General features: G+C 41.2%; 9 protein-coding genes. All 9 read left to right on the forward strand.

Going from position 1 to position 11088, the window contains the following annotated elements:
- Nucleotides 1-23 precede the first annotated feature (23 nt).
- The 9 genes from J7I83_RS12825 (at nucleotide 24) to brxC (ending at nucleotide 11025) form a co-directional block, all read left to right on the forward strand.
- Nucleotides 24-1427 carry an FAD-binding oxidoreductase gene (locus tag J7I83_RS12825; RefSeq protein WP_215101332.1) on the forward strand — a complete coding sequence of 468 codons (1404 nt, stop codon included), beginning with the start codon at nucleotides 24-26 and terminating at the stop codon, nucleotides 1425-1427.
- Nucleotides 1424-2407: a bile acid:sodium symporter family protein gene (locus J7I83_RS12830; protein ID WP_215101334.1), complete on the forward strand. Its 984-nt coding sequence runs from the start codon at nucleotides 1424-1426 to the stop codon at nucleotides 2405-2407. The genes J7I83_RS12825 and J7I83_RS12830 overlap by 4 nt, the downstream gene beginning before the upstream one ends.
- Nucleotides 2408-3156: 749 nt before the next feature.
- On the forward strand, nucleotides 3157-4641 hold the full coding sequence (locus J7I83_RS12835; protein ID WP_215101336.1) for a DASS family sodium-coupled anion symporter: 1485 nt from the start codon (nucleotides 3157-3159) through the stop codon (nucleotides 4639-4641).
- A gap of 132 nt (nucleotides 4642-4773) precedes the next feature.
- Nucleotides 4774-4959, forward strand: coding sequence for a hypothetical protein (locus J7I83_RS12840; protein ID WP_215101338.1), 186 nt, complete (start codon nucleotides 4774-4776; stop codon nucleotides 4957-4959).
- 87 nt (nucleotides 4960-5046) lie between these two features.
- Entirely contained in the window at nucleotides 5047-5415 is a 369-nt protein-coding gene (locus J7I83_RS12845; RefSeq protein ID WP_215101340.1) for a DUF7000 family protein, read from the forward strand.
- Nucleotides 5416-5956: 541 nt separating this feature from the next.
- Complete coding sequence (locus J7I83_RS12850) at nucleotides 5957-6193, forward strand: TIGR04540 family protein (RefSeq protein ID WP_215101342.1); 237 nt, start codon at nucleotides 5957-5959, stop codon at nucleotides 6191-6193.
- A gap of 37 nt (nucleotides 6194-6230) precedes the next feature.
- On the forward strand, nucleotides 6231-6821 hold the full coding sequence (locus J7I83_RS12855) for a DUF1819 family protein (protein ID WP_353048276.1): 591 nt from the start codon (nucleotides 6231-6233) through the stop codon (nucleotides 6819-6821).
- 10 nt (nucleotides 6822-6831) lie between these two features.
- Nucleotides 6832-7398: a DUF1788 domain-containing protein gene (locus tag J7I83_RS12860; protein ID WP_215101346.1), complete on the forward strand. Its 567-nt coding sequence runs from the start codon at nucleotides 6832-6834 to the stop codon at nucleotides 7396-7398.
- A gap of 48 nt (nucleotides 7399-7446) precedes the next feature.
- Nucleotides 7447-11025, forward strand: a complete 3579-nt coding sequence (gene brxC, locus J7I83_RS12865; RefSeq protein ID WP_215101348.1) for a BREX system P-loop protein BrxC — start codon at nucleotides 7447-7449, stop codon at nucleotides 11023-11025.
- Nucleotides 11026-11088: the final 63 nt, after the last annotated feature.

Here is an 11088-nt window from a genome sequence, read left to right on the forward strand (position 1 = left end):
AACAGAAGAGGAGCGATCAAATCATGGCAAACAAGAGTCTAGAAACCATTCTTCAAAGCTTGTATGAACATTTGAAAGAAGACCAGATCAGTGTCAACGAAACAATCAAGGAATTGCATGGCCAAGATGAATCGTATCATAAGATGGAATTGCCTGATATCGTAGTTTTTCCGGAAACGACCGAGCAGGTGTCAGCCGTTATGAAAATCTCCACGCAATACCAGGTTCCCGTCATTCCGTTCGGGCTCGGCTCTAGTTTAGAGGGCCATGTCATTCCGCAAAGCGGTGGCATCACAATCGATTTTTCATTGATGAACAAGGTGTTGAAGGTTTATGAAGAAGATTTTCTGGTGACAGTACAGCCGGGTGTGACACGTACCCAGTTGAATAAGGAACTGAAAAAGCACGGCTTGTTTTTCACCGTAGATCCGGGAGCGGATGCGACACTTGGTGGAATGGCTGCGACCAACGCCAGCGGCACCACTTCCGTGAAATACGGCGTTATGCGCGACCAAGTGCGTGATTTGGAAGTGGTCACGGCTGATGGAACCGTGATCCACACCGGAAACAAGGCCGCCAAATCCTCATCGGGCCTTCATTTGAATGGCTTGTTTGTCGGTTCAGAAGGAACGCTCGGCTGCTTTACCGAAATGACGCTGCGTGTTTATGGCATCCCTGAATTTATCACAGCCGCCCGCGCGTCGTTTGCGACGGTCAAAGACGCCGTAGAAGCGGTCGTCTCCATTTTGCAGGCAGGCATTCCGATTGCCCGCGTTGAACTGGTCGACGAGCAATCGATGAAGCAAGTCAATAAATACAATGATACTGCTTACGCAGAAAAGCCAACGCTGTTTTTGGAGTTTCACGGTAATGAAGCCGGCTTGCAGCAGGATGTGGAATTCATGCAGGAAATTGTCCAAGGGCATGCATGCGAGGAAGTAGCATTTGAAACGGACACTGCAGCACGCAACCGGCTATGGGAAGCACGCCATACCTTGGCATATGCTTATATCCACGGCTATCCCGGCAAAAAAATGATGGTGACGGATGTTTGCCTGCCGATTTCTGAACTGGCAGGAGCTGTCGGCCATGCACGGGAAAACCTGGAGGCACTCGACTTGCCGGGCGGCATTGTCGGACACGTCGGAGACGGCAACTTCCATGCACTCATCATGATGGACATGAACAACCCGGAAGAAGTTTCACGAGCACAGGAATTCAATGAACGCATCGTGCTGTATGCACTCGAACGGGGCGGCACATCTACAGGCGAACACGGTGTCGGCATCGGCAAGCAGAAATACCAGCAACAAGAACACGGTGCCGCACTGGCAGTCATGGAAAAAATCAAAGCGGCGCTGGACCCTGATAATTTATTGAATCCCGGCAAAAACATCAAAGTGGAAAAGAAAGAGGAGAACCAATGAAAACACTGCAGGCATTAAGTGCGTTCGCTGGAAAATACTTTGCGGTTTGGGTCATCCTAGCCGCATTGCTGGCTTTTTTCTTGCCTGAAGCATTTATCGGGTTTGGTGCATATATTACGATTCTTCTCGGTGTCGTCATGTTCGGAATGGGCTTGACGCTCAAGCCTGTGGATTTCAAAATCATCTTTAAGAGTCCACTTCCGGTTGTCATCGGCGTTGCGGCGCAGTTTTTGGTCATGCCGTTTGCCGCATTTGGCATCGCTTATTTGTTGAAGCTGCCACCTGAACTGGCAGCGGGCCTTGTGCTCCTGGGCTGCGTTCCAGGAGGCACAGCCTCAAATGTCATGGTCTATCTTGCAAAAGGAAACCTAGCGTTGTCTGTTGCGATGACGTCGTTATCGACCTTGATGGCACCAATCATGACGCCGCTTTTGTTACTGCTGCTGGCGGGCCAATGGCTTCCGGTAAATCCGCTGTCAATGTTCCTGTCCATTATTCAAGTGATCATCATTCCGATTACACTTGGCATTCTGGTGCAGCGTTTCTTCCCGAAAGCGGTCGCTAAAAGCATTTCAGTTGTGCCGCTCATTTCTGTTGCTGCCATTTTGATCATTGTTTCAGCAGTCACAGCTGCCAATGCCCAAAATGTCATCAGTTCAGGATTCATCGTATTCTTCGCCGTGTTTTTGCATAATGGCTTTGGCTTAGTGCTTGGTTATTTGACGGCTATGGCGATGGGGCTCAATGAAACCGACCGCCGTGCCATTTCGCTCGAAGTAGGCATGCAGAATTCTGGGTTGGGTGTTGCATTAGCAACTGCCCATTTCAGCCCGCTTGCCGCATTACCGAGTGTCTGGGGAGCCATTTGGCATAATATTTCCGGACCAATCCTCGCGACAATCTGGTCGAAAAAGCCATCGGTTAAGAGCAAAGAAACTAAGATGGAACGAGCTTCTGAAGTGAAACCTTGGAAAGCTTAAGTTAAATTAAATGAACCATTTTCAAATATATGAGGTGAAGGTGAGAACCATCACTTCAACCATCGCTTCGGCCGCTTTGGGTAGAGCAAAGACGAATGCTCCTGCGCAAGCTCGTCGCAAATGAGGTCCCAGGAATGCCTGGTCCCTCATTGGCTCCCGCGATAAGCCAGGGAAGAACGCCTGTCTTATCGCTCCGCCTAGCCCGTGGACGCGCCGGCGCTGAGAGATCTACTTAATAAAATAACCTGCCGTCCATCCAATGGGCGGTATTTCTTGTGGTTACTTGGTTTTTATATAATTTTTTTAGCCCTTAACAGGTTAAATTGTTAAAAGTCTAGGGACTGAAAGTGGGGGGAGAATTGTTGCTCTTATTTTTTTGTTCACGGAACAGCCGTTACGTGTTTAATCATTCTCTGGAGAAATGGAATAGCCTGTTTGAAGAGACGAGCAACGGCTTAACCTATCCTGCGTGTTCTGCACAACTGAAGAAGGAGTTCCGCTAATTAGATCACAACGTTTTTCATTCCGCCAATTAAAGAGATTAAAGAGCTGTACCAAGTGGTATACTAATGAAAATCAGCATACCTTCCGATATATTAGTCGCCATCAGACGATAGAGAAGCATTTGTTTCTATTGTAAGCTGTTTTTATTAATGCATTCATTTGAAGCTTTGAACAAGAATCACCACCGTCTGATCTCGGTAGGGTGTGAAGTAGTTAAGAGTATACTCCAGGAAAGGGTGGGTTTTATGGTAGAAAAAACAACAGAAGAAAAACCGAAACGCAATTTAAAACCGCTTTACATTTTTTTAGCTTTTGCCATTTTAATTATCATTGTTTTACTGCCAACGCCGGGAGATTTATCAGTCGTCGGGCAAAGAACGATTGCCATTTTAGCATTTGCAGTCGTTTTATGGATGACAGAAGCGGTTCCGTATCCAGTCAGTGCTGCCATGATTATCGGACTTATGGCTCTATTATTGGGTCTTTCTCCAAACCCAGAAATTCCAGGGGAACTGCTCGGAACGAGAGAGGCGCTCAGTCTGGCATTGTCGGGTTTCAGTAATTCGGCAGTGGCGCTTGTCGCTGCCGCCTTGTTCTTGGCAGCTGCCATGCAAGCGACGAATTTGCATAAGCGTCTGGCGTTGTGGATTTTATCGAAAGTCGGTACAAAAACGGGAGCCATCGTCTTTGGTGCCATTCTTGTTTCAATAGTACTGGCATTTTTCGTGCCGAGCGCCACAGCACGTGCCGGCGCAGTCGTACCGATTCTGCTTGGCATGGTTGCGGCATTCGGATTGCCTGTCAATAGCCGCCTCGCAGCACTATTGGTCATCACTGCGGTCCAATCGGTATCCATCTGGAACGTTGGAATCAAAACAGGGGCTGCACAGAACCTGGTAGCGCTTGGTTTCATGGAAAGTGAGTTCGGAGAGACTGTGTCATGGAGCGCCTGGTTCCTTTATGCGGCGCCATGGTCCATCATCATGTCGATTGTGCTGTATTTTATAATGATTAAACTGATTAAGCCAGAGACGAAAGTTATAGAAGGCGGCACCGAGTTGATTCAAAAAGACTTGAAGGAATTAGGGCATCTTAAGCCGGCTGAAATCCGGTTGATTGTCGTATCTCTGAGCTTGCTGCTTTTGTGGTCGACAGAAGAAATCTTGCATCCATTTGATACGACAACGGTCACCATCGTGGCAATCGCTGTTTTGCTGGCTCCAAAAATCGGAGTCTTTGATTGGAAGACGGTAGAAAAAATGATTCCGTGGGGCACAATCATCGTATTCGCTGTCGGAATTGCGCTCGGTTCCACTTTATTGAGCACGGGAGCGGCCCAATGGTTGTCCGATAAACTGTTTGGGGCGATGGGATTGGAAGATATGCCGCTTCTTGCGACGATCGCCTTGCTGTCATTGTTCAATATTCTCATTCACCTTGGTTTTGCGAGTGCGACGAGCTTATCATCTGCATTGATTCCTATTTTCATCGCTTTGGCCATGACTTTGCCGCTCGACGGCAATGAAATCGGCTTTGTATTGATCCAGCAATTTGTCATTTCATTCGGATTCTTGCTTCCGATCAGTGCGCCGCAAAACATGCTGGCCTACGGGACAGGAGCTTTTACCGTGAAGGACTTTTTGAAATCAGGCGTGGCATTGACCATCATCGGTTATCTGCTGATATTGCTTTTCAGCGCGACCTATTGGAAATGGATTGGATTATTGTAAGAAAAAGAAAGAGGATATTCTCCCAGTCTGTTGAAGAAAAGACTGAGGGAATATCCTCTTTTATCTATATCTGTACTGATTTTCGAATTGTGGCCGGGAACCATATTGTGAAAAAAAGGGGGGGTTAGGCTAATGGGTAAAAAAAGCAATTATGACTACTCAAAAATACCTTTCACCGGATTGGGTTTAGTATTTGGCACGGCAATTGGTGCAGCCTTAAGTCTTATCCTTACTGGTAATGTCATTTGGGCCGGGGTAGGGACTGGAGTTGGGCTGGTTGTAGGTGCAGCGATCGACAGCATGAAGAAACGGAAATAGTTTGTATGTATAAAGACCAATAGGCACTGGCTTCTAGCGCTCCATGTAGAACAGCAGAATGGAACTTCCAGGGAGGAGGCGAGAGTGTTGAAAAACCTGAATCAATTGGTATACGAATACACCAGCCAGTTGCAACACGGAGAACTGCAGGCTGCGTACAAAGGAATACTGCAGTTTATCGGCAAGTTGAGAACAGAGTTGATCAAAAAATACCCGCACGACAATATAAGCGGTATTTATCAAGGCTATCTGGACATGACGTATTTTTCATTAACACCAGAACCGCTAAAAAATAAAGGGCTGAAAATTGCCATCGTGTACTTGCACGAAAAGGGAGCTTTTGAAGTGTGGCTTTCCGCTCGGAACAGGGAGATCACAAAAGAGTATGAATCGCTCATAAGGAATAATATTTCTGATGACATGTTATTACTTTTACTAACTAAAAATGAAATCTAGGTAGGCCGGGCAGATGCAATTAGTGATTTCCCTCCTGCTGTCGGATCCGCTATAGAATCTATGAATTCTTTCGTGGGAGCCTCATGGATGCTGGTGTCTTAGGCACCTTAAAAAGTACGTAAGCCCTCCACAATTATATCCATTAGTCTATAGAGCTTTGATGGTTAGTGGAATGAAACAAGTTGGTATAGAGTACGTCACTTGGTGATAAAAATCTTAGTCCATAATCAATTTGCGGATTTTTGTGATATAGGTAAGCGATCTGTTCTATTTAGAAGTCATACGTTATCATTTAATAGGTTTTGATAATAGAGGATTATCTAAACTTATGAAATGTGTGACAAGAGGAACCGTATTATTCGAGATTTCTATAGTTTTTGTTGTCAAATTAGCTTTTTTATTTTGAATAAGGCATTACTAATTTGCTAAAGCCCAAATCTATCAGATAGCTACATAACTATTCCTTATCTATAATTGTTTATTGAATAAAGTAAGACTAAAATAAGAAGTAAGTAAATATAGAAGATACGAGGTGACGTTCATGGAAGTTAAGCTTTTTTACCGCACTCAGCGTGATTTGGCTATGGCGTTAAACAAGTTAGTAGATGCGTATTGGGAAGAAGAAATTAGAGAGCATGAACTTATTGAAGGTGTAAAGACTATGTATAAAAATAATCAAAGCAAGTTAATAAAAAATAATGAGTTTACAAAAGTAGTTCAGCAACAAAGTGGAAAAAGACGATTAGTGATTATTAAACGGATTCTGGAAATTAATTAGGATTATAGTCTTGTGTGAAAGGATAGGGTGGATGACAATGGAAATGAAGTATTCTTCGGCTCTGACTGGAGCTTCTTTTATGTTTCGAGAATTTAAAAAAGTGACCTCATTAAAGTACGAAGGATTGTCAAAAGCTGAAATACGTTCGAAAGTACTTGATGAAAATATATTTGAATACGAAAAAACCACAAGCATAAAAAGAGCAATTCCTTATGTTATCAAGAGAACAGAGGCATTAGACGCTTGGTTAAGCAGGTATGTACTGGAAGAACCTGTAGAAACAGCTAAATGTATAAATCTTTACGGAATCATGAAAACAGATCGATTATTTTTCGAATTTATGAATGAGGTAGTTAGAGAAAAATTAGAAGCTAGTGACTACACATTAGAAAAAAAAGAAATCAATATATTTTTTAGTCATAAAGCAGAACAAGACGAATTTTTAGCAAGTTGGTCTGACAGTACTGTTCAACGATTAAAACAAGCTTATCGAAAAGTCCTTGTCGAAATGGGGATTTTAAAAAATATACGAAGCGATGAATTAAATAGAATCATCATCGACGAACAAATAAAAGACCACCTCAACCGTATCGGTGACGTCCGGTATGTGCGAGCGATGGGTGAATGAGGGGGAAAGTATGGCAAATTTGAATGCAAGACTGGATGACATCATCCCAAAAATCAAAGAAGAAAAGTTTATTGATGGGCGTGGCTTAGGTAATGAAATCAGTTTCTATGTTTTTGATTATGAGCCAGAGGGTGAACTTTTCGTTAGAGATTATGTAAAACACATAAAAAAAGAGTTTAATTATGAGGGAACGAATAGACGAATCATTGAATTCGATTTGTATAAAATGCTTATCGAGATTACGAAAGAAAAACGGATTTTCGATCGCATCTTTGATATGGAAGAACGTCAAGGAAAAGATGCCTTATTTAAAGCTATGACTGCCTTTGCCAAACCGGAAGTATTTTTACAAAAAATCAAAGAGCAGCTGGGCGATCACAATGTTGTGTTTCTAACTGGGATAGGGAAAGTATACCCGTTTGTGCGTTCGCACAATATTTTAAATAACCTCCAAGAAGTATTGGATAAGACACCGGTGGTAATGTTTTTCCCAGGAACGTACGATGGTCAATCGTTGCAATTATTTAGCAAATTCAAAGACGACAATTATTATAGAGCATTTCGTTTAGTTGATTAGGGAAATACAGAAATTAGTTGATTTTAGATAAGATGAGGAGGATTTTACATGTTGTTAAAAGATATGTTTTTAAAGGATATTGAACGTGATATTCGTGGCGTTATTAAAGTCGCACAAACGAATGAAAAGGATATCTATCAAGAACTTGATGAATATGTGGTCACACAAGAGTTGCACAAACATTTCTCGAAGTTCTACGACAATTACCAAAAAGGAATTAATGGCAAGACGGATAAAATGGGTGTTTGGATTAGCGGCTTCTTCGGATCCGGTAAATCTCACTTCCTTAAAATTCTCGCATACCTTTTAGAAAATCAGCTTGTTAAAGGAAAACAACCAATCGATTTCTTTGAAGACAAAGTACAAGACGCATTAGTCTATTCCAATATGAAACGTACTGCTGATGTGGATACAGAAGTTATTTTGTTTAACATTGATTCTAAAAGTTCACTGGATAACAAATCAAAAGAAGATGCCATTTTACGCGTTTTCATGAAAGTATTTTACGAACATAGAGGCTATTATGGAGATATTCCAGGTGTAGCGGAAATGGAAAAGTATTTGGACAAGCAAGGCCTCTACGAAGCATTTAAACAAGAGTTCCACACGCTAGCAGGCGAGTCGTGGGAAGAGCGTCGTAACAGTTTCTATTTCGATGCAGACTATGTCATTGGAGCGTTAACCAAAGTGACGGATATGTCGGAAGACTCTGCACGCAACTGGTTCGAAAACGGCGTGAACAATTTTGAAATTAGCATTGAGAAATTCTCAAAAGACGTAAAAGAATACATCGATGAAAAAGGACCGAAATTCCACTTAGTATTTTTAGTCGATGAAATTGGTCAATACATAGGAGACAGTCGCAATTTAATGCTTAACTTGCAAACACTAACAGAAGATTTAGGAACACATGCGCAAGGGAAAGTGTGGATCATGGTGACATCACAAGAAAGTATTGACTCCATAGTAAAAGTTAAAGGCGATGATTTTTCTCGTATTCAAGGACGCTTTGATACAAGACTATCTTTATCTTCGATATCCGTCGATGAAGTTATTAAAAAGCGAATTTTGGAGAAGCATAAGCATGTTAACGACAAACTGAAGGTGTTATATCCTGAAAAAAGCGCCATCTTAAAAAACCTCATCAGTTTCTCAGGTAGCACAGCAGACCTTAGAGGATATGACAATGAGCAAGAATTTGCTGAAGTCTATCCGTTCATACCGTACCAATTTAAGTTATTGCAAAATGTATTTGAGCAAGTACGTAAACACGGCTCATCAGGAAAGCATTTATCTGAAGGAGAACGTTCGATGCTTTCCGCTTTTAAAGAAGCAGGACTTCGGTACAAAGATGAAGATGAGGGCTCTCTAATTCCGTTCTATGCGTTCTACGATACGATTAAAGAATTTTTAAACCCATCGATATCGAGAGTCATTGAAGGCACAACGGAGAATTCTGCGTTAAAAGATGATCAATTTAACCAGGACTTATTGAAAGTATTGTTCATGATTAAATACATTAAAGAATTGCCAGCAAACATTGATAATATCGCCACACTTATGGTTACACATATCGATGAAGACAAACTGCAGCTCAAAGAAAAAATCAAAGCTTCTTTAAGAAAGTTAATTGGACAAACCTTGATTCAAAAAAATGGCGATTACTACCTCTTCTTAACAGATGATGAACAAGATATTAACCGAGAAATTAAACAAATGAATATTGATGAAGACATCATTAAACGTGAGTTAGCGAACTACATCTTCCAAGATTTATACGAAGATAAACGGTTTAACTACGACAAAGTTTATTCTTTTGCTTTCAATCAAAAAATGGATGAAAAAAATTACGGCAATCAAACATCCAGTATCGGGTTGCACATCTTATCTCCGCTATCAGACAACTACCAAAAGTCAGATCAGGAAATGATGATGATGACTTCAGGCAGCAGTGAAATGATAATTAAACTTGGTGGTAACGAAGCATATGTTGAAGAAATAGAAGAAGCATTAAAAATAGAAGAATTTCGTAAGAAAAAGAACATTACACAGCTTCCAGAAAATATTCAAAACATCTTAAACAATAAGCAAGCCGAAGTGCGTGAAAGAAGACGAAGAGTACGCGAGCTTTTAGATGATGCGATTAAAAATGGATCTTTCTTTGTCAATGGGGACAAAATGGATAGTAAAGGTTCTTCTGTAAAAGAAAAAATCAACTTCGCGTTTAAACAGTTGGTCGATAATGTCTATACCAAATTAGGATATATAAAAGAGCATATGGAGAATGAGCGACAATTAATCGAGGTTTTAGCTTCAACCAATGATCAGCTGTCTTTAGACGATACAATCGTGACAAAGCCAAACGAATTAGCTAAACGAGAAGTCTATGAATTTATCGATATGCAAGATCAAACGCAAAGACAAAATCGCGTGAAATTGGTATATGAGCGCTTCCAAGATAAACCGTTTGGATGGAAGCAGCTGGACATTGCCGGGTTGCTTGCAGAGTTATTAAAAGAACAGCGTATTCGCATTCGATACAATGCAGAGTATTTAGAACCTGAAGTAGATACAAATAAATTAGTAACGGTCTTTGGAAAAGCGAGCGAATCAGATAAAGGACTCCTCTTTAAACGGGTGAAAGTTGACGGTGCACTCATTCAGACTGCCAAACGTGTCTGCAGAGAAGTGTTTAACACAACAGATTTAGCAGATGATGAGGATGGTCTTATTAAAGATATTCGTACACTCATTAGTAAACAAATAGACGAAATCAATTCGTATAAAGTGCGTTATGAAGGACGAAAATACCCAGGGTTGAGCTTGCTTGATAAAGGACTTGAGTACTTTACTCAATTTGATCAAAAAATTGATAACGCTACATTCTTTACCCGGTTAACAGAACTTGAAGAAGACTTGATTGATTGGGAAGAAGATGTCGTTTATGTGAAAAGTTTCTTTGACACAAATCAGAAAGAAATTTTTGATCAAGGCTTAGCTGGACTGAAGCAGTACGAAGAAAACAAAGCGTATTTGTCAGGGGCAACCGTAACAGAAGCTATGACGAGTCTCGAGTCCATTATCCAAAATCCAATTCCTTATCGAGAGATTAAAGAAATTCCAGAATTGGTCTATGAATTAGAAAAGCAAATTACTTACATCTTATCTGAGAAAAAAAATAACGCTCAAGAAAAGCTAAAAGCGGATAATGATGAGTTGTCCTTATACGCGGGACAATACGGGGTATCTAACGAAACAAAGCAGCACATCGAAGAACGTTATACCACCTTCCAAACTAATTTAGATGCATTTACCAATATTTATAAAGTCGATGCGACGATTGCCCAAAGTACGAGTTTTAAAGAGAGAAGTATCATCAACATTAAGCAAGAACTCGCTGAATGGCAACGCAAGAAAGAAGGAGAGCATCAAAGAGAACATGGCAGTAAGGTTGTTGATCCACCAACTAGCCCACCAGAAATTCATAAACAAAGCGTGAAAGTAGCAAGCTTGGTTGACATAAATACATTAAAGACAGAGCAAGACGTAGACAAGTATATTAATGCCTTGTCTCATAAATTAAAACAAATCATTAAATCAAATAAAGAAATAGAATTTATCGATTAACACAGGGGTTTCTAGCAGGCATCAGCAAGACAGATTAATTTTTGTTGATGCCTGTGATTTACA

Origin of the sequence: Planococcus sp. ISL-110 (genome assembly GCF_018613575.1) — a bacterium.
Classification (GTDB): domain Bacteria; phylum Bacillota; class Bacilli; order Bacillales_A; family Planococcaceae; genus Planococcus.

Coding starts and splice junctions, on each gene's coding strand:
- J7I83_RS12855 (WP_353048276.1), top strand. CDS start 6,231: ATGGAAATGAAGTATTCTTCGGCTCTGACTGGAGCTTCTTTTATGTTT.
- J7I83_RS12835 (WP_215101336.1), top strand. CDS start 3,157: ATGGTAGAAAAAACAACAGAAGAAAAACCGAAACGCAATTTAAAACCG.
- J7I83_RS12840 (WP_215101338.1), top strand. CDS start 4,774: ATGGGTAAAAAAAGCAATTATGACTACTCAAAAATACCTTTCACCGGA.
- J7I83_RS12825 (WP_215101332.1), top strand. CDS start 24: ATGGCAAACAAGAGTCTAGAAACCATTCTTCAAAGCTTGTATGAACAT.
- J7I83_RS12830 (WP_215101334.1), top strand. CDS start 1,424: ATGAAAACACTGCAGGCATTAAGTGCGTTCGCTGGAAAATACTTTGCG.
- J7I83_RS12850 (WP_215101342.1), top strand. CDS start 5,957: ATGGAAGTTAAGCTTTTTTACCGCACTCAGCGTGATTTGGCTATGGCG.
- J7I83_RS12860 (WP_215101346.1), top strand. CDS start 6,832: ATGGCAAATTTGAATGCAAGACTGGATGACATCATCCCAAAAATCAAA.
- brxC (WP_215101348.1), top strand. CDS start 7,447: ATGTTGTTAAAAGATATGTTTTTAAAGGATATTGAACGTGATATTCGT.